Source organism: Streptomyces sp. SirexAA-E (assembly GCF_000177195.2).
GTDB classification, from domain to species: domain Bacteria; phylum Actinomycetota; class Actinomycetes; order Streptomycetales; family Streptomycetaceae; genus Streptomyces; species Streptomyces flavovirens.
Map to the genome: position 1 here is coordinate 993,895 of NC_015953.1, position 26,611 is coordinate 1,020,505.

At 72.2% G+C, this 26,611-nt stretch carries 23 protein-coding genes; 3 read left to right on the forward strand and 20 right to left on the reverse strand.

Features of this window, described 5'->3' with window-relative positions; genetic code table 11:
* Positions 1-72: 72 nt before the first annotated feature.
* Positions 73-870, reverse strand: a complete 798-nt coding sequence (locus tag SACTE_RS04210; protein WP_014044789.1) for a carbon-nitrogen hydrolase family protein — start codon at positions 868-870, stop codon at positions 73-75.
* A 104-nt stretch (positions 871-974) separates the two neighbouring features.
* Here SACTE_RS04210 and SACTE_RS34855 point away from each other — a divergent pair, with 104 nt between their 5' ends.
* Positions 975-1,319 (forward strand): hypothetical protein, encoded by a 345-nt coding sequence (locus SACTE_RS34855; protein ID WP_019993686.1) that lies wholly within the window; start codon positions 975-977, stop codon positions 1,317-1,319.
* On the opposite strand, the gene SACTE_RS04220 is transcribed toward SACTE_RS34855, so the two are convergent.
* The 3 genes from SACTE_RS04220 to SACTE_RS04230 all read right to left on the reverse strand — a co-directional run bounded on the left by SACTE_RS04220 (position 1,295) and on the right by SACTE_RS04230 (position 4,937).
* A complete protein-coding gene (locus tag SACTE_RS04220) occupies positions 1,295-1,750 on the reverse strand; it encodes an Lrp/AsnC family transcriptional regulator (RefSeq protein ID WP_019993685.1) in 456 nt (151 codons plus the stop codon). The two genes, SACTE_RS34855 and SACTE_RS04220, sit on opposite strands and share 25 nt — an antisense overlap.
* Before the next feature lie 97 nt (positions 1,751-1,847).
* A complete protein-coding gene (locus tag SACTE_RS04225; RefSeq protein WP_014044791.1) occupies positions 1,848-3,308 on the reverse strand; it encodes an aldehyde dehydrogenase family protein in 1,461 nt (486 codons plus the stop codon).
* 162 nt (positions 3,309-3,470) lie between these two features.
* Positions 3,471-4,937, reverse strand: a complete 1,467-nt coding sequence (locus SACTE_RS04230) for a GuaB1 family IMP dehydrogenase-related protein (protein WP_019993684.1) — start codon at positions 4,935-4,937, stop codon at positions 3,471-3,473.
* 295 nt (positions 4,938-5,232) lie between these two features.
* On the opposite strand from SACTE_RS04230, the gene SACTE_RS04235 reads away from it, so the two are divergent.
* Positions 5,233-6,267: a terpene cyclase gene (locus tag SACTE_RS04235; protein ID WP_014044793.1), complete on the forward strand. Its 1,035-nt coding sequence runs from the start codon at positions 5,233-5,235 to the stop codon at positions 6,265-6,267.
* 89 nt (positions 6,268-6,356) lie between these two features.
* Here the strand turns inward: SACTE_RS04235 and SACTE_RS04240 are convergent, their stop codons facing one another.
* The 4 genes from SACTE_RS04240 to fmt all read right to left on the reverse strand — a co-directional run bounded on the left by SACTE_RS04240 (position 6,357) and on the right by fmt (position 10,735).
* A complete protein-coding gene (locus tag SACTE_RS04240; RefSeq protein ID WP_050986357.1) occupies positions 6,357-7,349 on the reverse strand; it encodes a sugar-binding domain-containing protein in 993 nt (330 codons plus the stop codon).
* 131 nt (positions 7,350-7,480) lie between these two features.
* Positions 7,481-8,164 (reverse strand): ribulose-phosphate 3-epimerase, encoded by a 684-nt coding sequence (rpe, locus tag SACTE_RS04245; protein ID WP_014044795.1) that lies wholly within the window; start codon positions 8,162-8,164, stop codon positions 7,481-7,483.
* Positions 8,165-8,285: 121 nt separating this feature from the next.
* The gene (locus SACTE_RS04250; protein ID WP_014044796.1) at positions 8,286-9,719 is read right to left on the reverse strand and encodes a transcription antitermination factor NusB; all 1,434 of its coding nucleotides are present in this window, start codon (positions 9,717-9,719) and stop codon (positions 8,286-8,288) included.
* A gap of 83 nt (positions 9,720-9,802) precedes the next feature.
* Positions 9,803-10,735: a methionyl-tRNA formyltransferase gene (gene fmt / locus SACTE_RS04255; RefSeq protein WP_014044797.1), complete on the reverse strand. Its 933-nt coding sequence runs from the start codon at positions 10,733-10,735 to the stop codon at positions 9,803-9,805.
* 232 nt (positions 10,736-10,967) lie between these two features.
* On the opposite strand from fmt, the gene SACTE_RS04260 reads away from it, so the two are divergent.
* Positions 10,968-11,522: a hypothetical protein gene (locus SACTE_RS04260; protein WP_014044798.1), complete on the forward strand. Its 555-nt coding sequence runs from the start codon at positions 10,968-10,970 to the stop codon at positions 11,520-11,522.
* Between the two features lie 59 nt (positions 11,523-11,581).
* On the opposite strand, the gene SACTE_RS04265 is transcribed toward SACTE_RS04260, so the two are convergent.
* The 12 genes from SACTE_RS04265 to SACTE_RS04320 form a co-directional block, all read right to left on the reverse strand.
* Positions 11,582-13,726, reverse strand: a complete 2,145-nt coding sequence (locus SACTE_RS04265; RefSeq protein ID WP_014044799.1) for a primosomal protein N' — start codon at positions 13,724-13,726, stop codon at positions 11,582-11,584.
* A gap of 132 nt (positions 13,727-13,858) precedes the next feature.
* Positions 13,859-15,067: a methionine adenosyltransferase gene (gene metK / locus SACTE_RS04270; RefSeq protein WP_014044800.1), complete on the reverse strand. Its 1,209-nt coding sequence runs from the start codon at positions 15,065-15,067 to the stop codon at positions 13,859-13,861.
* 237 nt (positions 15,068-15,304) lie between these two features.
* On the reverse strand, positions 15,305-16,507 hold the full coding sequence (gene coaBC / locus SACTE_RS04275) for a bifunctional phosphopantothenoylcysteine decarboxylase/phosphopantothenate--cysteine ligase CoaBC (RefSeq protein WP_014044801.1): 1,203 nt from the start codon (positions 16,505-16,507) through the stop codon (positions 15,305-15,307).
* Between the two features lie 195 nt (positions 16,508-16,702).
* Positions 16,703-16,975 carry a DNA-directed RNA polymerase subunit omega gene (rpoZ, locus tag SACTE_RS04280; protein ID WP_003970369.1) on the reverse strand — a complete coding sequence of 91 codons (273 nt, stop codon included), beginning with the start codon at positions 16,973-16,975 and terminating at the stop codon, positions 16,703-16,705.
* A gap of 102 nt (positions 16,976-17,077) precedes the next feature.
* Entirely contained in the window at positions 17,078-17,695 is a 618-nt protein-coding gene (gene gmk / locus SACTE_RS04285) for a guanylate kinase (RefSeq protein WP_014044802.1), read from the reverse strand.
* Positions 17,696-17,733: 38 nt separating this feature from the next.
* Positions 17,734-18,057 (reverse strand): integration host factor, encoded by a 324-nt coding sequence (locus tag SACTE_RS04290; RefSeq protein WP_014044803.1) that lies wholly within the window; start codon positions 18,055-18,057, stop codon positions 17,734-17,736.
* 244 nt (positions 18,058-18,301) lie between these two features.
* Positions 18,302-19,141 carry an orotidine-5'-phosphate decarboxylase gene (gene pyrF / locus SACTE_RS04295; RefSeq protein ID WP_014044804.1) on the reverse strand — a complete coding sequence of 280 codons (840 nt, stop codon included), beginning with the start codon at positions 19,139-19,141 and terminating at the stop codon, positions 18,302-18,304.
* Positions 19,138-20,247: a quinone-dependent dihydroorotate dehydrogenase gene (locus SACTE_RS04300; RefSeq protein ID WP_014044805.1), complete on the reverse strand. Its 1,110-nt coding sequence runs from the start codon at positions 20,245-20,247 to the stop codon at positions 19,138-19,140. Before SACTE_RS04300 ends, pyrF begins: the two co-directional genes overlap by 4 nt.
* 61 nt (positions 20,248-20,308) lie before the next feature.
* On the reverse strand, positions 20,309-23,617 hold the full coding sequence (gene carB / locus SACTE_RS04305; RefSeq protein WP_014044806.1) for a carbamoyl-phosphate synthase large subunit: 3,309 nt from the start codon (positions 23,615-23,617) through the stop codon (positions 20,309-20,311).
* Entirely contained in the window at positions 23,610-24,752 is a 1,143-nt protein-coding gene (carA, locus tag SACTE_RS04310) for a glutamine-hydrolyzing carbamoyl-phosphate synthase small subunit (RefSeq protein WP_014044807.1), read from the reverse strand. The genes carB and carA overlap by 8 nt, the downstream gene beginning before the upstream one ends.
* Positions 24,749-25,327, reverse strand: coding sequence for a hypothetical protein (locus tag SACTE_RS04315; protein WP_014044808.1), 579 nt, complete (start codon positions 25,325-25,327; stop codon positions 24,749-24,751). Before SACTE_RS04315 ends, carA begins: the two co-directional genes overlap by 4 nt.
* Positions 25,324-26,610: a dihydroorotase gene (locus SACTE_RS04320; RefSeq protein ID WP_014044809.1), complete on the reverse strand. Its 1,287-nt coding sequence runs from the start codon at positions 26,608-26,610 to the stop codon at positions 25,324-25,326. The genes SACTE_RS04315 and SACTE_RS04320 overlap by 4 nt, the downstream gene beginning before the upstream one ends.
* Position 26,611: the final 1 nt, after the last annotated feature.

A 26,611-nucleotide genomic window follows, 5' to 3' on the forward strand; every position in this document is an offset into this window, starting at 1 on the left:
GGACTCCTTGGCGGATGGCAGCGTGAGGTCGGGGGGAGAGGCCGTTCTCCCATGGTCGCCCGGAGCGGGTGCTCAGGCGAGCGCGCCGTACAACGCGGGCCTGCGGTCCCGGAGGTACGGGTTGGCCGTGCGCGAGGCGTCGAGCAGGCCGGGGTCCACGTCGCCGACGAGGAGTTCCTCGCCGCGACCGGCCCGGACCCGCGCGGTGCCGTCGGGGCCGGCCAGGCAGCTGAGCCCGATGAACTCGAACTCGCCTTCCGGGCCGGTCCTGTTCACGTAGGCGATGTACATCTGGTTCTCGAACGCGCGGACCGGCACGACCGATTCGGCGACGAACGGATAGGGGTGCATCAGCGCGGTCGGCACCAGCAGCAGCCCGGTCCCGGCGAGCGCGTGCGCCCGGACGTTCTCCGGGAACTCGACGTCGTAGCAGATCAGCAGCCCGATCCGGACGCCGTCCAGCTCGGCCTGGACCACCGGGCGGTCGCCGGGGGTGAACCAGCGCTGTTCGAAGGGGCCGAAGAGATGGGTCTTGCGGTAGTCGGCGAGCGCCGTCCCGTCCGGGCCGACCAGCCGTGTCGCGTTGAAGACCAGCTCGCCGGAGCGCTCCGGGTAGCCGTAGAGGACGGCGATGCCGTGCCGTGCGCAGAGCTCGGAGACGGCCTGCGCCGAGGGTCCGTCGGCGGGTTCGGCCAGGCTGGGGAGGTCGTCGCCGAGGGCGTATCCGGTGAGGAACAGCTCGGAGCAGACCAGCAGCCGGGCGCCGGCGGCGGCGGCCCGCCCGGCCGCCTCGTCGATCAGGCCGAGATTGTGTTCCACGAAGCCGGGGCGTCCGGAGCTCTGGAGCAGGGCGGTACGCAACGACGGCATGGCTGACCTCGGACGGTACGGGCGGGGCGGGGAGACGTATCGACGGTACGGGGCGGCGCTCGGGCCCGACAAGGCGTGGATGTTGCGCATCCACCGTCGATTCGTTGCGCGAGAAGGCGCTGTGGCGGCGATTCGTTGCACGGCGCGTCGTCGCAGGTCAGAAGGGTGATCTGGGTCGGTGTCCGCCTACGGCTTCGCCCACCTCCGCGACCGCCGCCACCACCCGGACGTACTCGACCGCCCTCGACCCGTACCCGGGCCGCTTCGTCGTCCACGGCCCGCCGGCCGCCGTCCTGGAGGGAGGCCGGCCCGGCGGCATGGTGCTGATCGAGGGCGTCGGCCCCGGCTACGGCCCCGCCGGGCGTGCGGAGAAGCTACGGGCCGAGACCGAGGGCAGTGCGGCCCCGCCGCGGACGGATCTTCCTCAGGCGGGCGGTCCCTGGGAGTAGCGGCGCAGCAGCGGCGACAGCACCAGGACGGACTTGGTGCGCTCGATGTAGGGCTCGCCCGCGATGCGTTCGAGTACCTGCTCGAAGTGGCGCATGTCGGCGGCGAAGACCTGGACGACCGCGTCGGCCTCCCCGGTCACGGTGGAGGCGGAGGCGACCTCCGGGAAGCGGGCCAGTCCCTGCTTGATCGCCTCGGGGGCGGTGTTGCGGCTGCAGTAGATCTCGATGAAGCCCTCGGTCTGCCAGCCGAGCGCGGCCGGGTCCACCCGGACGGTGAAGCCGGTGATGGCTCCTTCGGCGCGCAGCCGGTCCACCCGGCGCTTCACGGCGGGGGCGGACAGGCCGACGAGCGCTCCGATGTCGGCGTAGGAGCGCCGGGCGTCTTCGGCGAGGGCGTGGACGATGCGTTCATCGAGGTCGTTCAGGCGCACGTCGGGCGGATCACTTCTCTGCGGTCGGATTCGGGGGCGGCGCGGGCCGCCCCCGAAGTAGACCACGGGACCCGGTGACCTGCCCGAGCCCGCCGGGTCAGAAGGGGAACCGCGAACGGCCGTACTGCACCGAGATCCACTTCTGGGTGGTGAAGGCCTCCAGGGTGGCGTCGCCGTTGAGACGGCCGAGGCCCGAGTTCTTCTCGCCGCCGAACGGTACGACGGGCTCGTCGTGGACCGTGCCGTCGTTGATGTGGATCATGCCGGTGTGGATGCGGCGGCCCACCCGTACGCCGCGCTCGATGTTGCCGGTGTGTACGGCGCCGCTGAGTCCGTAGGGCGTGTCGTTGGCGATCCGGACCGCCTCGTCCTCGCCGTCGAAGGGCACCAGCAGGGCCACGGGGCCGAAGATCTCCTCGTGCAGGACCGGGGATCCGGCGGGAATGCCGGTGAGCACCGAGGGGCTCACCAGGTTGCCGTCGGCGCGGCCGTGCAGCAGCGCCGTGGCACCCTCCTCCACCGTGCGGTCGACGATCTTGGACACCGCGTCGGCCTGCGAGGAGTTGATCAGGGGGCCGATGTGGGTCGCCGGGTCGGCGGGGTCGCCGACGCGCAGGGAAGCGACCTTGGCGACGAACTTCTCGGTGAACTCCTCCTCGACCGCGCGGTCGACGAGGATCCGGTTGGCAGCCATGCAGACCTGGCCCTGGTGCACGTACCGGCTGAAGACGGCGGCGTCGACGGCGTAGTCGATGTCGGCGTCGTCGAGGACGATCAGGGCGCTGTTGCCGCCGAGTTCGAGTACGGCCCGCTTGAGGTGGGCGGCGCACACCGTGGCGACGTGGCGCCCGACCTTGTCCGAGCCGGTGAAGGAGATGAGCTGCGGGACGGGGTGCTCCAGCAGCGCGTCGCCGATCTCGGCGATGTCGGTGACCACGACGTTCAGCAGCCCCGCCGGGAGGCCGGCCTCCTCGAACACCTTGGCCAGCAGCGTGCCGCCGCAGACCGGGGTGTTCTGGTGCGGCTTGAGGACGACGGCGTTGCCGAGCGCCAGGGCGGGCGCCACGGACTTGAGCGAGAGCAGGAAGGGGAAGTTGAAGGGGCTGATGACCCCGACGACGCCCACGGGGACGCGGTGGACGCGGTTCTCCTTGCCCTCCACCGGCGACGGCAGGATCTCCCCGGTGGGCCGCAGCGCGAGCTGGACTGCCTCGCGCAGGAACTCCTTGGCCAGGTGCAGTTCGAACGCGGCCTTCAGACGGGTGCCGCCCAGCTCGGCGACGATCGCCTCGGCGATCTCCGCCTCCCGCTCCTCCACGACCCGCAGCGCCTTCTCCATCACGGCCCGGCGCTCGTACGCGTTGGTGTCGGCCCAGCCCCGCTGGGCCCGCTCGGCCGCCCGGTACGCCTGGTCCACCTCACCGGCCGTGGCCACGGTGATCGACGCGAGCTTCTCCCCGTCGTACGGGTTGAAGTCGATGATGTCCCAGGACCCCTTCCCCGGCCTCCACTCGCCGTCGACGTACTGAAGGGCCAGGTCGGTGAAGAAGGAGGACATGAGTTCCCTTACCGCAGAGGGGGGGCAGCTGATTGCCGCTCATATTACTTATAAATCAGCTGAGTTGAAGGACCGTCCGGCCCTGGCGGTTCGGCCGGAACTCATGCGCGTGGCCCCTCCCGGAACACTCCGGGAGGGGCCACGTGCGAGGCGGTGCGGGGATCAGTTCCAGCTGGCGTGCAGCGGCTTGCCCTCCGCGTAACCGGCCGCGCTCTGCACGCCCACGACCGCCTTCTCGGCGAACTCCTCCAGCGAGCCGGCACCGGCGTAGGTGCACGACGAGCGGACCCCGGCGATGATCGAGTCGATCAGGTCCTCCACACCCGGGCGTGCCGGGTCGAGGAACATCCGGGAGGTGGAGATGCCCTCCTCGAAGAGCCCCTTGCGGGCACGGTCGTAGGCGGACTCCTCAGAGGTGCGGTTCCTGACCGCACGGGCCGAGGCCATCCCGAAGGACTCCTTGTAGTACCGGCCGTCCGCGGACTGCTGGAGGTCGCCCGGCGACTCGTACGTACCGGCGAACCAGGAACCGATCATCACGTTGGACGCACCGGCGGCCAGGGCCATGGCGACGTCACGCGGGTGCCGGACACCGCCGTCGGCCCAGACGTGCTTGCCGTGCCTGCGCGCCTCGGCGGCGCACTCCAGGACGGCCGAGAACTGAGGCCGACCCACACCGGTCATCATCCGGGTGGTGCACATGGCGCCCGGGCCCACGCCGACCTTGACGATGTCGGCACCGGCCTCGACGAGGTCGCGCACACCCTCGGCCGCGACGACGTTGCCCGCGACCAGCGGCACCCCGGGGTCGAGCGCCCGCACCGCGGCGACCGCGCCGAGCATGGACTCCTGGTGGCCGTGGGCGGTGTCCACGACGAGGGTGTCCACCCCCGCGTCGAGGAGCTGCCGGGCCTTGCCGGCGACGTCCCCGTTGATACCGACGGCGGCGGCGATCCGCAGCCGTCCGGCGTCGTCCGTCGCCGGGGTGTAGAGCGTCGCCCGCAGCGCCGCCTTGCGGGTGAGGATGCCGACGAGCCGGCCGTCCGCGTCGACGGCGGGGGCGAGCTTGCGGTTGGCCCCGTCCAGCGTGTTGAAGGCGTCCCGGGGCTCGATGCCGGCGTCGAGCACCACCAGGTCCTTGGACATGACCTCGGACAGCTGGGTGAAGCGGTCCACACCGCTCAGGTCGTGGTCGGTCACGACGCCGACCGGCCGGTTCTCCGAGTCGACGACGATGCCCGCCCCGTGCGCCCGCTTGTGCAGCAACGACAGGGCGTCGGCGACGGTCTGCCCCGGGGCCAGCACGATCGGGGTGTCGAGCACGAGGTGACGCTTCTTGACCCAGCCGATCACCTCGGTGACGACCTCGAGCGGGATGTCCTGCGGGATGACGACCAGGCCGCCGCGGCGGGCCACCGTCTCGGCCATCCGGCGGCCGGCGATCGCGGTCATGTTCGCGACGACGAGCGGGATGGTGGTGCCGGTGCCGTCCGGCGAGGAGAGGTCCACCGCCTGCCGGGACCCTACGGCGGAACGGCCGGGGACCATGAAGACGTCGTCGTACGTGAGGTCGTAGGGGACCGAGGGGGAGGCCGTGTGACGACCGGTGCCGGGCTCAAGAAAACGCATAACACTCATTTTTTCATACGAAACGGTGCAGGTCGTTTCTCCGAAGACACAGCAATGAACCCCCGCGTTCGTATGTTCCTCCGAAGAGGCGACCGGGGGGGCCGGGACAAGCGGAACCTGCCTTACCCGGGGACCTTACCCGAACAGGATTCAACCAATCGTGATCACGATCCCTGGACCAGGTGACGAGGGGTCAGGTAGCTTCACCACCGCAGGATCCGTGGTAACCGGCGCACCGCTCACGGATGCCCGGAACACCGTCACGCGTTCGACCGGAGAGGATCCAGATCCACCTGTGGAGAGCGAACTGCCTGACATCTACTGCCCGTTCCCGCAGCGGAGCAACCCGCACGTCGCGGCCACCCGCGCGCACCTCGACACCTGGACGCGCTCCACCGGCCTGGTCCACCGGGACTCGGCGAGACAGCGCTTCGAGCAGGCCGACTTCGGTGCGTTCGTCGGCATGGTCCATCCGACGGCCGGCAGCGAGCACCTGGACCTGGTCGCCGACTGGTTCGTCTGGCTCTTCCTCGTCGACGACCAGCTGGACGACGGCCATCTGGGCCGCAGCCCCGAGCGCGTACGCGACGTGGTGGCCCGGATGCGGGCCGTGGTCGAGGGCGTCGCTCCGCACCCGCTGCCCGGCGAGGAGCCGCCCGCGGCCGTCGTCGCCCTCTGCGACCTGTGGGAACGTACGGTCCCGCGGGCGGCCCCGCACTGGCGCACCCGTTTCACCTGGCACCTCATGACGTACCTGACGACCGCCACCACCTGGGAGGCCGGCAACCGGGCCGGCGGTGTGGTGCCGAGCGAGGCGACGTACATCGCCAAGCGCCGCCACACGGGCGCGATCCACGTGTGCATGGACCTGATCGAGATCGTGGCGGGCATAGAGGCGCCCGAGTCCCTCCACAACGATCCCCGGTTCATCACGGCGCTGGAGGCATCGTGCAACGTCGTCTGCTGGGCCAACGACGTCTACTCCTACGAGAAGGAGCAGGTGCTCGGCGAGATCCACAACCTCGTCCACCTGGTGCGCCACCACCGCGGTTACGGTGAGCAGCGGGCGCTCGACCATGTCTGCGCCGAGATAGCCGCGGAGACCGAGCGGTTCCTGACCGCCGAGGACGAGCTGATCGACATGTACCCGCAGCTCACGGACCTGCTCGTGCCCTATCTCGACGGGATGCGGAGCTGGATGCGCGGCAACCTCGACTGGTCGCGGCAGACCCCCCGCTACAACCCGGCGGCCGTCAGCCAGTACACGGCGCCCGGGGAGTACCTGGAGGAGACGGTGCTCGGCGTGGCCACGGACTCGGCGGGCCACTGAGCGGCCGGGCGGCGAACGGCACGGCGAAGGCCAGTCACCCCCTGGGGTGACCGGCCTTCGCCGTGCCCGCGCGGAGCCGCGGGCACGGGTCAGTCGTCGGGGTCGGCCCGCTCCAGTGCCGGGCGCTGCCCCGCGGCGGACTCCGTCAGCAGGTAGTCGGCGGCGGCCGTGTCCGTGACGAGGCTGGTGACCAGGCCGGAGCGCAGGACCGCCCCGATCGCCGCGGCCTTGCGCTGCCCCCCGGCGATGGCGACGACCTCGGGGATCCGGCGCAGCCGGTCCGCCTCCACGGTGATGCACCGCTCGCCGAGGTCGCGGCCGACCCGGCGGCCGTCGGAGTCGAAGAGGTGGGCGGACATCTCCGCCGCCACCCCGAGCGAGGCGTAGTGCGCCCGCTCCTCGTCCGAGAGCATGTCGTGGACGGTGGAGATGCCGGGCTCCCAGGAACCGATCGAGACCGCGGCGACCGTCACCTTGTCGAAGTACTCGAAGGCGCGGGCGATCCCCGTCTGGTGGCGCAGCGCCGCGGCGGTCGCCGGGTCGGGCAGCAGCATGGGCGCGTAGATGGGGTGGGCCTCGCCGCCGGACACCTGTGCCGCGCGGCGGACCGCCTCGACGGAGCCGCGCTCGGCGGTCCCGGCGTCGTAGACCCCGGTGAGCTGGACCACGGTGCACGGGGGCAGGCGGTCGAGCGCCGCCGCCATGTGGATGGTGGACCGGCCCCAGGCCAGGCCCAGCACATCGCCCTCGTTCACCAGCTCGCCGAGCAGGTCGGCGGCGACCTCGCCCAGGTTCTCCGGATCGGCGGCGTCGTCCTGCTCCTCCGCCGGGGACTCCACCACGACCGCGTGCCGCAGGCCGTACCGTGCGCGGAGCGCGTCGGAGCGCTCCGCGTCGAGCTCCGCCGGTACCCGGATCTCGATCCGTACGAGATCACGCTCCAGGGCCGTCTCCAGGACCCGGGCCACCTTGAAGCGGCTGACGCCGAACTCCTCGGCGATCTGGATCTTCGACTTTCCCTCGAGGTAGAACCGGCGGGCCATGGCCGCCGCCTGCACCAGCTCCGCGGGTCCCATCCGCATGGCTGACCGACCCGCCGAGATGCCAGACACCGCGATCTCCTTCAACTCTCTACGCGCTCGATACGCCGTCATCCTGTCAGATCCGGCGATCCTTGATCAGGCCCGTGGGGCCGCGTTCATCTGCCCTTTGTTCAATGGCCGCAGGCCCAGGTGGCCCCGGCCGTGGCCGCGTCCGCCCGGGCGCGCAGCGCCCGGACCGCGTCGGCCGGGTCCTGCGCCCCGTACACCGCCGAGCCCGCCACGAAGACGTCCGCACCGGCCTCCGCGCACCGCTCGATGGTGGACGCCGAGACCCCGCCGTCGACCTGGAGCCACAGTTCGAGCCCGTGCTTGGAGATCAGCTCACGGGTGCGGCGGATCTTCGGCAGCATGATGTCGAGGAACGCCTGGCCCCCGAACCCCGGCTCCACCGTCATGATCAGCAGCATGTCGAGCTCGGGGAGCAGGTCCTCGTAGGGCTCGACGGGCGTCGCGGGCTTGAGCGCCATCGAGGCGCGCGCCCCCTTCGCCCGGATCTCCCGCGCCAGCCGTACGGGCGCCGCCGCGGCCTCGACGTGGAAGGTGACGGAGCCCGCACCGGCCTCGACGTACTGCGGGGCCCAGCGGTCCGCGTCCTCGATCATCAGATGGCAGTCCAGCGGGGTGTCCGTCGCCTTGCTCAGCGCCTCCACCACCGGCACGCCGAGGGTCAGGTTGGGGACGAAGTGGTTGTCCATGACATCGACGTGCAGCCAGTCGGCTCCCTCGACGGCCTTCGCCTCCTCGGCGAGACGTGCGAAGTCGGCGGACAGGATGCTGGGGTTGATCTGCGCCATGGACCAAGCCTGCCATGCTCCGGCCCACTTCCCCGCCTCGGTGCGCCCCAAAGCCTCACGGGATCATTACGGTTCGCACAATTCCGGCTTTTCACCCTGCCCGCAGCGAGGTGTGCGGCGCTCAGGCCGTCCGGCGCAGCAGGGCCAGGTACATCGCGTCGGTGCCGTGCAGGTGCGGCCACAGCTGGATGTCGGGGCCGTCGCCCAGCGCCGGTACGCCCGGCAGCAGCGGGCGGGCGTCCACCCACTCCGCCTCCGCGCTCGCACCGCCGCGTCCCTTGAGCACGTCCTCGACGACCACCCGGGTCTCCGCGAGGTGCGGGGAGCAGGTCGCGTAGCCGACCACGCCGCCGACCCGGACGGCCTTCAACGCCTCGCGCAGCAGACCGCGTTGCAGGGGGGCGAAGCTCTCCAGGTCCTGCGGCCGGCGACGCCAGCGGGCTTCCGGCCGGCGGCGCAGCGCGCCGAGGCCCGAGCACGGGACGTCCATCAGGACCCGGTCGAAGGAGCCCGGCCGCCACGGCGGCCGGGTGCCGTCGGCGGTGATCACCTGGTGCGGGCCCGGGTTGCCGGCCAGCGCGCGCTCGACGAGGCGGGCGCGGTGCGGCTGCTTCTCGGCGGCCAGCAGGGTGGCGCCGCGTGCGGCGGCGAGCGCGCCCAGCAGGGCGGCCTTGCCCCCGGGGCCCGCGCAGCCGTCGAGCCAGCGGCTGTCGCGGCCCTCGACGGGCGCCTGGGCGAGGGCGGCCGCGACGAGCTGGCTGCCCTCGTCCTGCACCCCGGCCCGGCCCTCCTGGACGGCGGTCAGGGCGCCGGGCTCGCCGCCCTCGGCCATGCGTACGGCGTAGGGGGACCAGCGGCCCGCCAGCCCGCTCTCCTCACCGAGGGCCGCCAGCAGTTCGTCGGTGGTGGAGCGGCCCGGACGGGCGACCAGCGTCACCTCGGGGCGTTCGTTGTCGGCCTCCAGCAGGTCCTCGATCCCGGCCCGGCCGCCCCCCAGCGCGTCCCAGAGGGCGGAGACCACCCAGCGGGGGTGGGAGTGGACGACGGAGAGGTGCTCCTCGGCGTCCTCGTCGTAGGCCGGGGCGACCCGCTCCAGCCAGCCGTCGAGGTCATGGGCCGAGACCTTGCGGAGCACCGCGTTGACGAACTTCGCGCGCCCCTCCCCCAGCACGACCCGGGCGAGCTCGACGCTGGCGGACACGGCCGCGTGCGTCGGGATGCGGGTGCCGAGCAGTTGGTGCACGCCCATCTCGATGACGTCCAGCACCGGGGGGTCGACCTCGCGCAGCGGCCGGTCGACGCAGGCGGCGACGATCGCGTCGTAGGTGCCCTGGCGGCGCAGGGTGCCGTAGACCAGCTCGGTGGCCAGCGCCGCGTCGCGGCCGTCGAAGTCGCCCTTGGCGCGCGCCTTCTTCAGCAGCGGCGGCAGGACGAGGTTGGCGTACGCGTCGCGTTCGTCGACGGCCCTGAGCGCTTCGAAGGCGAGGAACCGGACGGGGTCCTTCTCGGGGCGGCGGTGCTGCTTGGCCGGACGGCGACGCTGCTGGTCGTTCACGTGAAAGGTGCTCCGCTTGAGGGTGAGGGGACGATCGCCTCCAGCGTACGTCGGGCCGCCGCCGGGTCCGCGCCCGCGCCCGCTCAGGCCCCCAGCAGCTCCCCGTGGGCGATGCGCACACCGCGGGCCCAGTCGGCGGCGCGCATCGGCTTCTTGCCCTGCGGCTGGACCCAGAGGAGCTCGACGGCGTACGAGCCGGTGCCCACGTACACGTTGTTCTTGCCCGCGGACAGTTCGCCGGGGGCCAGGTCGGTGCGGTCGGGGACGGGGACGGCCTGGACCAGCTTGAGGCGCTCGCCGCGGAAGAGCGTCCAGGCCCCCGGTGCGGGGGTGCAGCCGCGTACGACGCGGTCGACCCGCAGCGCCGGCTCCGCCCACCGCACCTGGGCGTCCTCGACGGTGATCTTGGGGGCGAGGGTGATGCCCTCGGCGGGCTGCGGGACGGCGTGCAGGGTGCCGTCCTCGATGCCGTCCATGGTCGCCGCGAGCAGTCCGGCGCCCGCGAAGGCCAGCCGGGTGAGCAGGTCGCCGCTGGTGTCGGTGGGCCGGACCTCCTCGGTGAGGACGCCGTAGACGGGCCCGGAGTCCAGCCCCTCCTCGATCAGGAAGGTCGACGCCCCGGTCACCTCGTCGCCGGCCATCACCGAGTGCTGGACGGGGGCGGCGCCGCGCCAGGCGGGCAGCAGGGAGAAGTGCAGGTTGACCCAGCCGCGGGCGGGCACCTCCAGGGCGGACTTGGGCAGCAGCGCGCCGTAGGCGACGACCGGGCAGCAGTCCGGGGCGATCTCCCGCAGCCGGGCCAGGAAGTCCTCGTCGCGCGGCCTGGCCGGCTTGAGGATCTCGATACCGGCCTCCTCGGCCCGCTCGGCCACGGGGCTGGCGACCAGCCGGCGGCCGCGCCCGGCGGGAGCGTCGGGGCGGGTGACGACGGCCGCCACCTCGTGGCGCTCGGAGGCGATCAGGGCGTCCAGGGCGGGGACGGCGACCTCGGGGGTGCCTGCGAAGACCAGCTTCATGGGTGGCGCACTGCCTCTCGGGGCGGGACGTACGGGCGAGCAGCGCACCAGTCTAAGCGCTGCCCCGTACGGCGGCGGGGGGCGTACGCACGCCCGTGCGCCCCGCGCATATGCGCATACGCCCCTGTTGCGTGACCCCGAGGCCAGGTGCGGCGTTGGTCAAGTGAGATTGACCGAAGCGGACCGTCGTACGCGGTCCGATCCCTTCAACGCCGGTTCGAGAGGCTTGTTCATGGCCGACCACGCAACCCACGACGCCCAAGCGCGTGCAAGTCTGCACCTGTTGGTGCGGGACATCGAGCGGGTCCGGCGGCAGGTGGACGCGTTGCGCACGCTGACCGCGCAGCTGGGCAACGTCTACCGTCCGCGCCGCTCCGGCCCGTCCGCGGGCTTCGTCGTCTACGGGAGGGCCCCCGCCCCGACGGTCCGGCTCGCGCAGGAACTGCGGGACAGCGTGGAGACGCTGGTGACGGCCGCGGTGGACTTCGACCGCTCGCTGGGCTTCTCGTGGGACGCGGTGGGCTCCGCCCTCGGCGTCACCAAGCAGGCGGTGCACCGCCGTTACGGTTCGCGCCGCACGACCGCGCAGTCGGCGGCGGGTGAGGCGGCGGAGACGGCGGCCCGCAAACAGCCCGCCCCGGCGGGCACTTCGGCCGCACTGCCCGTCGTGCCGGCGGCCCGCTCCATGCCGCCGCAGCCCTCTCCCGGACCGGCTTCCCCGACGGACCGTGCGGCACCTCGCGAGGAACTGCGGCCCGGTGCCTTCCCGGGCCCGCGCAACGGCTGACGGTACCGGGCTGCCCGCACCGGGGCAGCCCACCGTGGTGCGCCCGGTCCTCGCCCCCCTCAGCCGATGTCCGGCGGATCGATCCTGATCCGCACCGGGTCGCCGCTCCCCCGGGCCGTACGCGCCGCCGACGCAGCCTTCAACGCGTGCGCGAGCGCCGCTCCGCGCCCCGGCGGCACCCTGATCAGTGCCCGCTCCCAGACCTCGCCCGGCGGGGCGTCCCCCGGCCTGCGGGGCCGCCCGGCCGCCGTCGCGGGCACCGGTACGGGCCCGAGGACCTCGGCCTGTGCCGGCAGCTCCGCCGTGGCCAGGAACGCGGCGAGCGCTTCGGGCGGGCCCGTCACCGACGCCATCCGTGACACCGGCGGGAAGCCGAGCTCGGCCCGTTCGGCGAGCTCACGGCGGGCGTGGCCCACCGGGTCCCAGCGCACCAGCGCCTGCACGGGCCGCAGGGTCGGCTCGGCGACGACCACCACCGTGCCTCCCTCGGACCGGCCGCGCACCAGGGCGGCCGCCGCCGTCCAGCGCCGCAGCGCCTCCTCCCCCGCCCGCAGGTCGGGGCGGCCCACCATCGCCCAGCCGTCCAGCAGCAGCGCAGCCGCGTAGCCCCCTTCGGCCACCGGCTCGGCCCCGGGTGTGCTGACGACCAGCGCGGGCTGGTCCGGTACGGAATCGAGCACATGGTCGCGGCCCGACGTCCGCACGGGAACGGCCGGGAACGCCCGCCCCAGCTCCTCCGCGGTCCTGCGGGCGCCGACGATCTGCGCCCGCAGCCGCACGCCACCGCAGGCTCCGCACCGCCAGGCCGTCTCGGCCCTCCCGCACCACGCGCAGTCGAGGTCCTGCCGGTCGGTGGCCTGCAAGGGGCCCGCGCAGTGCCGGCACCGCGCGGGTTCGCGGCAGCGCTCGCAGGCCAGCCGGGGCGCGTAACCGCGGCGCGGCACCTGGACGAGCACCGGGCCGCCGCGCAGCCCGTCCCGGACGGTCTGCCAGGCCAGGCTGGGCAGCCGCGCCGAACGCGCCGCCCCGTCGCGCGCCAGCTCGCCGTCGTCGACCGTACGCACGAGGGGTGCTGCTGACCGCAGCCGCTCCCGTTCCGCACGCAGCGGCAGCGCCCAGCCGCTCTCGACCAACTGGGCGGCCTCCACCGTGCAGTTGATCCCGCCCAGCAGGAATCCGCACCGGCCGTGCGCCGCCCGCAGCTCCAGTACCTCCCGGACGTGCGGGAAGGGGGCGTTGTCGTCGCTGTGGCTGGAGTCGCCGTCGTCCCAGACGGCCACCAGTCCCGGATCGGCCACGGGGGCGAACATCGCGGCCCGGGTCCCGACCACCGCGCGCACGGACCCGCGCCGGACCGCGAGCCACTGCCCGTACCGCTTCTCGGGCCCGGAGTCGGCGGTGAGCAGCGCGTGGTGCCCCTTGCCCAGCAGCGCGGTGAGCGCCGCGTCCACCCGCCCCGCCGCCCGGCCGTCCGGTACGACGACGAGCGCGCCCCTGCCCGACGCCAGGGTCGCGGCGACGGCCCGGGCGATCTCCTCGGGCCAGTGCGGGCCGGGCAGCGCGGTCCACACGGCCCGGGGCGCCCCGCCCTCGGCCAGCGCCCGCAGGAAGCCGGGTCCCTGGGTGTACCGCTCCCAGGTCCCGGGCGAGGGGACGGGCGGCGGCGGCAGGGGCGCGGGCGAGGCCTTGGACTCGGCCCTGCCGTTCCTCGGGGGCACGGCGAGCTGGAGCACGTCGGCGAGGCTGCCCGCGTAGCGGTCGGCGACGGCACGGCAGAGGGCGAGCAGCTCGGGCCCGAGCACCGGCTCGGGCGAGACGACGTAGGCCAGGGCCGCGAGGGCGCCCTGGTAGTCGGAGGAGGCGCGCCGCTCGACGAGGAACCCGTCGATGAGCCCGCCGCCCTCGCGCCGTCCGCCGCGCACCTGCCGCCCGCCGGCGCCGAACCGCACCCGGACGCGGACGCCGGGCTGTGCGTCGGCGTCGAGCTCCTCGGGGACGGCGTAGTCGAAGTACTGGTCGAGGTGGAGCGCGCCCTTGTTGACCAGGACGCGGGCGACGGGCAGCTCCTCGGCGAGCGCGGCGCCCCGCCAGGTCCGGGGCTTCGCGCGGGGCACCTTGGCCCGGCGTACGGTCTCCCGGATCAGCGCAAGCTGCTCCGGTGCCCCGGCGTCGGGCTCCTCGGACCGCTCGTTGTCGCTGCTCACAGCCACCTTCCTACCAGACCCCACTGACAGCGGCGGGGCCCGGCCGGGCCCGCGGCGCCCCGCACGCACCGGGGCCCGGGCACCGTCGTGCGGTGTCCGGGCCCCGGCGTACGTGACGGCGGCGGCGGGACCTCAGAGCCCTGCGGCCGTGCGCAGCGCGTCCACCCGGTCGGTGCGCTCCCAGGTGAAGTCGGGGAGCTCCCGGCCGAAGTGGCCGTAGGCCGCGGTCTGGGCGTAGATCGGGCGCAGCAGGTCGAGGTCGCGGATGATCGCGGCCGGGCGCAGGTCGAAGACCTCGCCGATCGCGTGCTCGATCTTCTCCGTGTCGACCGCGGCGGTGCCGAAGGTCTCGACGAACAGGCCCACCGGCTCGGCCTTGCCGATCGCGTAGGCGACCTGGACCTCGCAGCGGGCGGCGAGCCCGGCGGCGACGACGTTCTTGGCGACCCAGCGCATGGCGTAGGCGGCCGAGCGGTCGACCTTGGACGGGTCCTTGCCGGAGAAGGCACCGCCGCCGTGGCGGGCCATGCCCCCGTAGGTGTCGATGATGATCTTGCGGCCGGTCAGGCCGGCGTCGCCCATCGGGCCGCCGATCTCGAAGCGGCCCGTCGGGTTCACCAGGAGGCGGTAGCCCTCGGTGTCGAGCTTGATGCCGTCCTCGACGAGCTGGTTCAGGACGTGCTCGACGACGAACTCGCGGATGTCGGGCGCGAGGAGCGAGTCCAGGTCGATGTCGGACGCGTGCTGCGAGGAGACCACGACCGTGTCCAGGCGGAGCGCCTTGTCGCCGTCGTACTCGATGGTGACCTGGGTCTTGCCGTCGGGCCGCAGGTAGGGGATGGTGCCGTTCTTGCGGACCTCGGAGAGGCGGCGCGAGAGCCGGTGCGCCAGGTGGATCGGCAGCGGCATCAGCTCGGGCGTCTCGTCGCAGGCGTAGCCGAACATCAGCCCCTGGTCGCCCGCGCCCTGCTTGTCGAGCTCGTCCTCGTCGCCCTCGACGCGCTTCTCGTAGGCGGTGTCGACGCCCTGCGCGATGTCCGGGGACTGCGCCCCGATGGACACCGAGACACCACAGGAAGCTCCGTCGAAGCCCTTCTTGGAGGAGTCGTAGCCGATCTCGAGCACCTTGCTGCGCACGAGGTTGGGGATGTCGGCGTAGGCCTTGGTCGTGACCTCACCCGCGACATGCACCAGACCGGTGGTGATCAGGGTCTCGACGGCGACGCGCGAGGAGGGGTCCTCGCGCAGGAGCGCGTCGAGAATCGTGTCGCTGATCTGGTCAGCGATCTTGTCGGGGTGGCCCTCGGTGACGGATTCCGAGGTGAAGAGACGGCGGGACACATCGCTCCCTGGGGTTGCAGCGGCTGCTGGCTGATCATGGGTGGACGGCCGGGAGCTGCGCCCGGCACGTCCGTCGACCAGTTTATCGGTCGCTTCCGGCGGATGGGTCACGTGTCTCGCCCCTTGGGAGCCCTGTGACCTGCGGCACTGTTGACTGCGGTACGACAATCACTCCTTCCGGGCGCGGTGACACGTGCTGGTTCAGGCTTCTGCCCGCCGGAGCGGCGCATAGGCAATCTAGCCCAACCGGGCCGTCACGAGGTCCCAGACCACGTCGGCGAGTGCTTCCTTCGGCCCGTACGGCACCGGCGTCTCGGAGCCGTCGGCGCCGAGCACGACCGCCTCGTTCTCCTCGGAGCCGAACGTCTTGCGCTCACCGACCTCGTTGACGACCAGCAGGTCGCAGCCCTTGCGGCGCAGCTTGGCCCGGCCGTTGGCGAGGACGTCGTCGGTCTCGGCGGCGAATCCGACGACGAGCTGTCCCGGGCGGGCCCGCTCGCCGGCCACCTCGGCGAGGATGTCGGGGTTGCGGACCAGCGCGACGGGGGCGGGCTCCTGGCCGTCCTTCTTCTTGATCTTGCCGGTGGCGTACGCGGCGGGCCGGAAGTCGGCGACCGCCGCCGCCATCACCACGACGTCCGCGTCGGCCGCCGCCTTCAGCACGGCCTCGCGCAGCTGGACGGCCGTCCCGGCACGCAGGACGTCGGCGCCGGCCGGGTCGGGCAGCCCGGTGTTCGCCTCGACCAGGGTCACCCGGGCCCCCCGGGCGACGGCGGTGCGCGCCAGGGCGTAGCCCTGCTTGCCCGAGGAGCGGTTGCCGAGGTAGCGGACCGGGTCCAGGGGCTCCCGGGTGCCGCCGGCGCTGACGACGACATGACGGCCGGCCAGGTCACGCTCGGCGGGCCCGCGGTCCAGGACACGGCGGCAGACCTCGAAGATCTCCCCGGGGTCGGGCAGCCGCCCCTTGCCGGTGTCCACGCCGGTGAGCCGGCCGACGGCCGGCTCGATGACGACGGCGCCGCGCCGGCGCAGCGTCGCGACGTTCTCCTGGGTGGCGGGGTGCTCCCACATCTCCGTGTGCATGGCCGGTGCGAAGACGACCGGACAGCGGGCGGTGAGCAGGGTGTTGGTGAGCAGGTCGTCGGCGAGGCCGTGGGCGGCCTTGGCGAGCATGTCGGCGGTGGCCGGGGCGACCACCACGAGGTCGGCACCCTGGCCGATCCGGACGTGCGGCACCTCGTGCACGCCGTCCCACACCTCGGTCGAGACGGGGTGGCCGGAGAGCGCCGACCAGGTGGCGGCCCCCACGAAGTTCAGGGCCGACGCGGTCGGTACGACCCGCACGTCGTGGCCCGACTCGGTCAGCCTGCGCAGCAGCTCGCACGCCTTGTAGGCGGCGATGCCCCCGCTGACCCCCAGGACGACCTTCGGCTTCTCCACTGCGTCTCCCCGCACTCGTGTCTCCGTGCACCCGGCCGGTGCGCTGCGGCACCGTGGCGTACGCGCTCCATGCTGCCTCACCGCACGGCACGAGCCGCGGCGGCCCCGGCTCCGGACACACCCCAGGCCCGGCGGTTCGGGCCGCCGGGCCTGGGGTGAAGGTGCGTTCCCCGCTGGTGCGGGACGTGGTTCCCGCTACTGCGCCGGGCCCTCGATGGCCTCGGAGGTGAGCAGGCCCGCGTTGATCTCGCGGAGCGCGATCGAGAGCGGCTTCTCGTGCACGTGGGTGTCGACGAGCGGACCGACGTACTCGAGGAGGCCTTCGCCGAGCTGCGAGTAGTACGCGTTGATCTGGCGCGCGCGCTTGGCGGCGTAGATCACGAGGCTGTACTTCGAGTCGGTGGCCTCGAGGAGCTCATCAATCGGCGGGTTGATGATGCCCTCGGGCGTGGTGATGGAAGAGGACACTCTCTGCCTTCCGAAGGGGATAGAGATCAAAGAGATCTTTGATCATGCTGGTTCCGCAGTGGTGCTGCTCTGCGTCCGCGGCCGTCGACTCGGGGGGTGAGCTCAGTCGTCGGTGCCGGGGAGGCCGGAAGCCTGCAGCATCAACGTTAGCAGCTCGCGTGCCACGTCCTCGACGGAGGTGTTGACCAGCGTGGTGTCGAACTCGGCCTCGGCGGCCAGCTCGACCCTCGCGGCCGTGAGCCGGCGCTCGATCACGTCGGGCGCCTCGGTGCCCCGGCCGGTGAGCCGGCGCACCAGCTCCTCCCAGGTCGGCGGCGCCAGGAAGACCAGCTGCGCCTCGGGCATCGACTGGCGTACCAGCCGGGCGCCCTGGAGGTCGATCTCCAGCAGCACCGGCTCGCCCGCCTCCAGGCGGTCGAGCACGGCCCGGCGCGGCGTGCCGTACCGGTTGCCCGCGAACTCGGCCCACTCCAGCAGCTCGCCGTTGGCGATCAGCTTGTCGAACTCCTCGTCGTCCACGAAGAAGTAGTGGACGCCGTTGCGTTCGCCGGGCCGGGGCTTGCGGGTCGTGGCCGACACCGAGAGCCAGACCTCGGGGTGAACCTTGCGCATATGGGCGACGACCGTGCTCTTGCCGACCCCCGAGGGGCCGGAGAGCACGGTCAGCCGCGGACGTACGTCCGGGGGTACGGGGGACGTCCCCCGGGATGTTGCAGCCATGGAGCGATTATCCAGGTTCTCAGGAGTGCCTGAGAACGTCAGGCGGCGGTGCCGCCGAACTCACGCTCCAGGGATGCGATCTGGTTGGAGCCGAGACCCCGGACCCGTCGGCTCTCGGAGATGCCGAGCCGCTCCATGATCTGCTTGGCGCGGACCTTGCCCACGCCGGGCAGGGACTCCAGGAGGGCGGAGACCTTCATCTTGCCGATGACGTCGTTCTCCTGGCCCTGCTTGATGACCTCTTGGAGGGAGGCGCCGGAGTGCTTGAGTCGATTCTTGACCTCGGCCCGCTCCCGGCGAGCCGCGGCGGCCTTTTCGAGCGCGGCTGCGCGCTGTTCAGGGGTAAGGGGCGGAAGAGCCACGCCTACGTCACCTCGGATGTCGATCTGTCGGATACGGACCGGTGAGAAACCTCATGGCTGCCCACCTGGTGAGCAACGGGCACGTTGTGCGCGTTGGCTCTCGACGGAGACTAGCGGCCATGGCCGCCGGAGTCAGCGAGAACGGACGAAAAGTCCTGGTCAGCCTTACCCGACTAGGACTTTTCGGTCATAACGACCCTGTTTTTTGGTCAGGATTCCGTCAACTCGATGTCACGTGGCATCGTCAGCCTTCCGAGACGGCCGTACGGACCTCGTCCGCGAACCGTCCGGCGGCTTCGCGCAGCCCTGACGCGTCCGGTCCGTGGCGCAGCACGCCCCGGCTCACGCTCGGCACCACGTTGCCCACCGAGGCGCCGAAGACGCGCGGCAGATCCGCGGGGGTGGCGCCCTGGGCACCGATGCCGGGAGCCAGCAGCGGCCCGTTGACCGCGAGGTCCGCGCCCGCGTCGGCGAGCGTGGCGCCCACGACCGCGCCGACGGAGCCGAGCGGGGTGGCCCCCGCGTTCTCGGCGGCCATGTGGTCGAGCATCACCTGGGCCAGCGACCGGCCGTCCGCGGCGGTGGCGCGCTGTACCTCGGCGCCCTCCGGGTTGGAGGTGAGGGCGAGGACGAAGACCCCCGCGCCGGAGACGGCGGCGGCGTCGAGCGCCGGGCGCAGCGAGCCGAAGCCGAGGTAGGGCGAGACCGTGACCGCGTCGGAGAACAGCGGCGAGTCCTTGTCGAGGTAGGTGGCCGCGTAGGCGGCCATCGTGGAGCCGATGTCGCCGCGCTTGGCGTCCATCAGGACGAGGGCCCCGGCGGCCCGCGCCTCCTCGACGGCCTTCTCCAGGACCGCGACGCCGCGCGAGCCGAACCGCTCGAAGAAGGCGGACTGCGGTTTGAGCACGGCGACCCGGTCGGCCAGCGCCTCCACGACGGTCCGCGTGAAGCGCTCCAGGCCGGTGATGTCGTCGTTCAGGCCCCAGGAGGTCAGGAGCGAGGCGTGCGGATCGATGCCCACGCAGAGCGGCCCGCGGGTGTCCATGGCATGGCGCAGCCGGGCGCCGAAGGGTTCGGGGGTCACTGCACGGCCTTCCGTGTCTCGGCGCCGACGGCCTCGGCGAGGGTGGCGTAGGGCGAGGCGGCCAGGCGTGCGGCCAGCCCCTTGTGGATGGCGCGGGCATAGAACGGGCCCTCGTAGATGAAGGCGCTGTAGCCCTGGACGAGCGTGGCGCCGGCGAGGATGCGCTGCCAGGCGTCCTCGGCGTTCTCGACGCCTCCGACACCGACCAGGGTGATCCGGGTGCCCACCCGGGCGTACAGGCGGCTCAGGACCGTCAGGGACCGCTCCTTGAGGGGTGCGCCGGAGAGCCCGCCGGTCTCCCCGACCAGGGCCGGCGACGACTTCAGGCCGAGTCCGTCGCGGGCGATCGTGGTGTTGGTGGCGATGATGCCGTCCAGGCCGAGCTCGACGGCGAGGTCGGCGACCGCGTCGATGTCGTCGTCGGCCAGGTCGGGGGCGATCTTGACGAGCAGCGGCACGCGGCGGCCGGTGACGGTCCGGTCGGCGGCCTCGCGTACGGCGGTGAGCAGCGGGCGGAGCGCCTCGGTGGCCTGGAGGTCGCGCAGGCCGGGGGTGTTGGGCGAGGAGACGTTGACGACGAGGTAGTCGGCGTGGGCGGCGAGCCGTTCGGTGGACTTCACGTAGTCCGCGGCCGCCTCGGCCTCGGGGACGGTCTTGGTCTTGCCGATGTTGACGCCGACCGTCGTACGGAAGACGGGCGTGCGGGCGGCCAGGCGCTCCGCGACGGCCGCGGAGCCCTCGTTGTTGAAGCCCATGCGGTTGATCAGCGCCCGGTCCGCGACGAGGCGGAACAGCCGCTTCTTCGGGTTGCCGGGCTGGGGTTCGCCGGTGACCGTGCCGATCTCGACGTGGTCGAAGCCGAGCATCGACATGCCGTCGATGGCGACGGCGTTCTTGTCGAAGCCGGCGGCCAGCCCGAAGGGACCGTGCATCCGCAGCCCGAACGCCTCGGTGCGCAGCTCCTCGTAGCGGGGTGCGAGCGCGGCGGCGGCGAAGGTGCGCAGGACGGGGACGCGGGCGGCCAGGCGGATCCAGCGGAAGGCGAGGTGGTGCGCCTGCTCCGGGTCCATCCGCTTGAAGACGAGCTGGAAGAAGAGTTTGTACATCACGGTGTCCTCATGAAGAGGGGGACACCGTTTCCGGTGTCCCCCTGGGGGCGGCGGGGCCTCAGTCGCGGGCCGCGGTGAGGCGTTTCGCGTGTTCCTGGAGGGAGCGCACGCCGACGTCCCCGTGGTGGAGCGCGTCGATGCCCTGGACCGCGGCGGCCAGCGCCTGGACCGTGGTGAGGCAGGGCACGGACCGGGCGACGGCCGCGGTGCGGATCTCGTATCCGTCGAGCCGGCCGCCCGTCCCGTACGGGGTGTTGACGATGAGGTCGACCTCGCCGGAGTGGATCAGCTGGACGATGGTCTTCTCGCCGTTCGGGCCCTCGCCCTCGGACTGCTTGCGCACGACGGTGGCGTTGATGCCGTTGCGCTTGAGGACCTCGGCGGTGCCGGAGGTGGCCATCAGCTCGAAGCCGTGGGCGACGAGTTCACGCGCCGGGAAGATCATCGAGCGCTTGTCGCGGTTGGCGACGGAGATGAAGGCGCGGCCCTTGGTGGGCAGCGGGCCGTAGGCACCGGCCTGCGACTTGGCGTACGCCGTGCCGAAGGCCGAGTCGATGCCCATGACCTCGCCGGTGGAGCGCATCTCCGGACCGAGGACCGTGTCGACGCCGCGGCCGTGGATGTCGCGGAAGCGCGACCACGGCATGACGGCCTCCTTGACGGAGATCGGCGCGTCCAGCGGCAGGGTGCCGCCGTCGCCGTGCCGAGGCAGCAGCCCCTCCTCGCGCAGCTCGGCCACGGTCGCGCCCAGCGAGATGCGGGCGGCGGCCTTGGCGAGCGGGACCGCGGTGGCCTTCGAGGTGAAGGGGACGGTCCGCGAGGCGCGGGGGTTGGCCTCCAGGACGTAGAGGATGTCGCCGGAGAGCGCGAACTGGATGTTGATCAGTCCGCGCACCCCGACGCCCTTGGCGATGCCCTCGGTGGAGGCGCGCAGCCGCTTGATGTCGTAGCCGCCCAGGGTGATCGGGGGCAGGGCGCAGGCGGAGTCGCCGGAGTGGATGCCCGCCTCCTCGATGTGCTCCATGACGCCGCCGAGGTAGAGCTCGGTGCCGTCGTAGAGCGCGTCGACGTCGATCTCGATGGCGTCGTCGAGGAAGCGGTCGACCAGGACCGGCCGGGTGGGGCTGATCTCGGTGGACTCCTCGATGTAGGCGGCCAGCCGGGTCTCGTCGTAGACGATCTCCATGCCGCGCCCACCGAGCACGTACGAGGGGCGGACGAGGACGGGGTAGCCGATCTCGTCGGCGATGCCCTTGGCCTCGGCGAAGGTGGTGGCGGTGCCGTGCTTGGGGGCGGGCAGACCGGCCTCGGCGAGCACCCGGCCGAAGGCACCGCGGTCCTCGGCGGCGTGGATGGCCTCCGGGGAGGTGCCCACGACCGGTACGCCGTTGTCCTTGAGCGCCTGCGAGAGGCCGAGCGGGGTCTGGCCGCCGAGCTGGACGACGACACCGGCGATCGGGCCTGCGAGCGACTCGGCGTGCACGATCTCCAGCACGTCCTCCAGGGTGAGCGGCTCGAAGTACAGCCGGTCGGAGGTGTCGTAGTCGGTGGAGACGGTCTCCGGGTTGCAGTTGACCATCACGGTCTCGTAGCCCGCGTCGCTCAGCGCGAAGGAGGCGTGGACGCAGGAGTAGTCGAACTCGATGCCCTGGCCGATGCGGTTGGGGCCGGAGCCGAGGATGATCACCGCGGGCTTGGTGCGGGTGGCGACCTCGCTCTCCTCGTCGTAGGAGGAGTAGAAGTACGGCGTCTTCGCGGCGAACTCGGCGGCGCAGGTGTCGACCGTCTTGTAGACCGGGCGGATGCCGAGCGCGTGCCGGACCTCGCGGACGACGTCCTCGCGCAGGCCGCGGATCTCACCGATCTGCGCGTCGGAGAAGCCGTGCCGCTTGGCCTCGGCGAGGAGGTCGGTGTCGAGGCGCTCGGCGGCGGCCAGCTCGTCGGCGATCTCCTTGATCAGGAAGAGCTGGTCGACGAACCAGGGGTCGATCTTCGTGGCGTCGAAGACCTCTTCCTGGGTGGCACCGGCCCGGATCGCCTGCATCACGGTGTTGATGCGACCGTCCGTGGGGCGGACCGCCTCGGCGAGCAGCTCGGCCTTGTCGCCGGTCTCGCCGGTGAAGGCGAACTGCGAGCCCTTCTTCTCCAGGGAGCGCAGGGCCTTCTGGAGGGCCTCGGTGAAGTTGCGGCCGATCGCCATGGCCTCGCCCACCGACTTCATGGTGGTGGTGAGGGTGGAATCGGCGGACGGGAACTTCTCGAAGGCGAAGCGCGGGGCCTTGACGACGACGTAGTCGAGGGTCGGCTCGAAGGAGGCCGGGGTCTTCTCGGTGATGTCGTTGGGGATCTCGTCGAGCGTGTAGCCGACGGCCAGCTTGGCGGCGATCTTGGCGATCGGGAAGCCTGTGGCCTTGGAGGCCAGCGCCGAGGAGCGCGAGACGCGCGGGTTCATCTCGATGACGATGATCCGGCCGTCGGCGGGGTCGACGGCGAACTGGATGTTGCAGCCGCCGGTGTCGACGCCGACCTCGCGGATGATCGCGATGCCGATGTCGCGCAGCCGCTGGTACTCACGGTCCGTGAGCGTCATCGCCGGGGCGACGGTGATGGAGTCACCGGTGTGGACGCCCATCGGGTCGAAGTTCTCGATGGAGCAGACGACCACGACGTTGTCGTTCCGGTCGCGCATCAGCTCCAGCTCGTACTCCTTCCAGCCGAGGATGGACTCCTCCAGGAGCACCTCGGTGGTCGGGGAGAGTGTGAGGCCCTGTCCGGCGATACGGCGCAGCTCCTCCTCGTCGTGGGCGAAGCCGGAACCGGCGCCGCCCATCGTGAAGGAGGGGCGGACGACGACGGGGTAGCCGCCGAGGGTGTCGACGCCCGCGATGACGTCGTCCATGGAGTGGCAGATCACCGAGCGGGCGGACTCGCCGTAGCCGATCTTGGCCTTGACGGCCTCGACGACGCCCTTGAACAGGTCGCGGTCCTCGCCCTTGTTGATGGCCTCGACGTTGGCGCCGATGAGCTCGACGCCGTACTTCGTGAGGACACCGTTCTCGTGCATGGAGATCGCGGTGTTCAGCGCGGTCTGGCCGCCGAGGGTGGGGAGCAGCGCGTCGGGGCGCTCCTTGGCGATGATCTTCTCGACGAACTCGGGGGTGATCGGCTCGACGTAGGTGGCGTCGGCGATCTCCGGGTCGGTCATGATCGTCGCCGGGTTGGAGTTCACCAGGATGACGCGCAGGCCCTCGGCCTTGAGGACGCGGCAGGCCTGGGTGCCGGAGTAGTCGAACTCGGCGGCCTGCCCGATGACGATCGGACCGGAGCCGATGACCAGGACGGACCGGATATCGGAGCGCTTAGGCACGCTGGCCCTCCATCAGGGAAACGAAGCGGTCGAAGAGGTACGCGGCGTCGTGCGGGCCGGCGGCCGCCTCGGGGTGGTACTGGACGCTGAAGGCCGGCCGGTCCAGGAGCTGGAGCCCCTCGACGACCTGGTCGTTCAGGCAGACGTGGGAGACCTCGGCGCGGCCGAACTCCGTGTCGGACGGCTTGTCGAGGGGTGCGTCGACGGCGAAGCCGTGGTTGTGCGCGGTGACCTCGACCTTGCCGGTCGTGCGGTCCTGCACGGGCTGGTTGATGCCGCGGTGCCCGTACTTCAGCTTGTAGGTGCCGAAGCCGAGGGCGCGGCCGAGGATCTGGTTGCCGAAGCAGATGCCGAAGAGCGGGGTCTTCCGCTCCAGGACGCCCCGCATGAGGGAGACGGGGTGGTCGGCGGTGGACGGGTCGCCGGGGCCGTTGGAGAAGAAGACGCCGTCCGGTCCGGCCGCGTAGACCTCGTCGAGGGTGGCGGTGGCGGGCAGCACGTGCACCTCGATGCCGCGCTCGGCCATCCGGTGCGGGGTCATGCCCTTGATGCCGAGGTCGATCGCGGCGACGGTGAACTTCTTGGTGCCGATCGCGGGGACGACGTAGGCCTCCTTGGTGGCGACCTCGGCGGAGAGGTCGGCACCGCTCATCTCGGGGGCCTGGCGCACCTTGGCGAGGAGCACGCCCTCGTCCTCGACCGCGTTGCCGGAGAAGATGCCGACGCGCATCGCGCCGCGCTCGCGCAGGTGGCGGGTGAGCGCGCGGGTGTCGACGCCGCTGATGCCGACGACGCCCTGGGCGGCGAGCTCCTCGTCCAGGGTGCGGCGCGAGCGCCAGTTCGAGGGGAGGCGGGCGGGGTCGCGTACGACGTATCCGGAGACCCAGATCCGCCGCGATTCGGCGTCCTCGTCGTTCACGCCGGTGTTGCCGACGTGCGGGGCGGTCATCACGACGACCTGGCGGTGGTACGAGGGGTCGGTCAGGGTCTCCTGGTAGCCGGTCATGCCGGTGGAGAACACCGCCTCGCCGAAGGTCTCCCCCACGGCCCCGTAGGCGCGGCCGCGGAAGGAGCGGCCGTCCTCCAGGACGAGTACGGCGGGAGCTTCGGCGGCTCCCCGGGTGGAGGTCGTCATCGTGCGGTGCCTTCCGTAGTGCTGGTGAGGTGGTTGACGGCGTCGACCCAGGCCTGGTGCTCGGCCGCGTGGTCGGAGCGGAACCCGGAGTCGACCAGCGTCTCGCCGTGGGCCCAGGTGATGACCAGGAGGCCGCCCTCGGGCAGGACCTTCCCGGCGAGCGCCTTGTCGAGCCGGGCCTCGCGCAGGGCGGCGGCCGGGACGAAGAAGTCGGCCGCGCCGGGACGTACGACGTCCAGGCCCTGCTCGGTGAGGGTGAGCTCGACCCGGCTGCGGGTGCCGAGGCCGTGGGCGACGATCCGGTCGAGCCACTGGCCCGCCGTCGTCGAGGCGTGGTAGCGGCCGTGGAGTGTCAGCAGCGGCTCGCGGTCCGCGAAGCCGTCCGGGGTGGTGGCGAGCTCGGGCAGGCCGGACTGGAGCCTTCCGCGCCATTTCCATCCCTGGCGCATCAGCCAGTAGACGAAGGCGATGAAGAGGATCAGTCCGACGACCCAGCTGATGCGGGCGGACCAGTCCGTCACATCGGCCGACTTCTGCTCGGCGGCCAGTTGGTACAGGGGGTTGAGTGTTGTCACGCGAGCTTCCCGTCGACGACCGTGGCACGGCCCCGCAGGAAGGTGTGGGTCACTCGGCCCGGCAGCTCGCGACCCTTGTAGGGGGTGTTGCGGCTGCGCGAGGCGAAGCCCGCGGGGTCCACCGTTCCACGGTATGACGGATCGACCAGAGTGAGGTTGGCGGGCTCACCCGCCGAGACGGGCCGGCCGTGTCCTTCGAGGCGTCCGATGGCCGCCGGGCGGACCGACATGCGGTCGGCCACACCCGCCCAGTCGATCAGTCCGGTGTCCACCATGGTCTGCTGGACCACCGAGAGCGCGGTCTCCAGGCCGACCATGCCCATGGCGGCCGCCGCCCACTCGCAGTCCTTGTCCTCGTGCGGGTGCGGGGCGTGGTCGGTGGCGACGCAGTCGATCGTGCCGTCGGCGAGGGCCTCGCGCAGGGCCATGACGTCGGCCTCGGTGCGCAGCGGCGGGTTCACCTTGTAGACGGGGTCGTAGGAGCGTACGAGCTCGTCGGTGAGGAGCAGGTGGTGCGGGGTGACCTCGGCGGTGACGTCCCAGCCCTTGGACTTGGCCCAGCGGACGATCTCCACGGAGCCGGCGGTCGACAGGTGGCAGATGTGGACCCGGGAGCCGACGTGGGCGGCGAGCAGGACGTCACGGGCGATGATCGACTCCTCGGCGACGGCGGGCCAGCCGCCGAGACCGAGCTCGGCCGAGACGACGCCCTCGTTCATCTGGGCGCCCTCGGTGAGGCGGGGCTCCTGGGCGTGCTGGGCGACGACACCGTCGAACGCCTTCACGTACTCCAGGGCGCGGCGCATGATCACGGCGTCGTCGACGCACTTGCCGTCGTCGGAGAAGACCTTCACGCCGGCGGCGGAGTCGTGCATGGCGCCGAGCTCGGCGAGCTGCTTGCCCTCCAGGCCGACGGTGACGGCGCCGACGGGCTGCACGTCGCAGTAGCCGGACTCCTTGCCGAGCCGCCAGACCTGCTCGACGACGCCGGCGGTGTCGGCGACGGGGAAGGTGTTGGCCATGGCGTGCACGGCGGTGAAGCCGCCCGCGGCCGCGGCCCTGGTGCCGGTGAGGACGGTCTCGGAGTCCTCGCGGCCGGGCTCGCGCAGGTGGGTGTGCAGGTCGACGAGGCCGGGCAGCAGGATCTGGCCGGCCGCCTCGACCACGGTGGCGTCACCGGCCTCGATGCCGGTGCCGACCTGCGTGATGCTCTCGCCCTCGATCAGCACGTCGGCCGGCTCGCCGCCGAGGATCTTCGCGCCGCGGATCAGGATCGTGCTCATG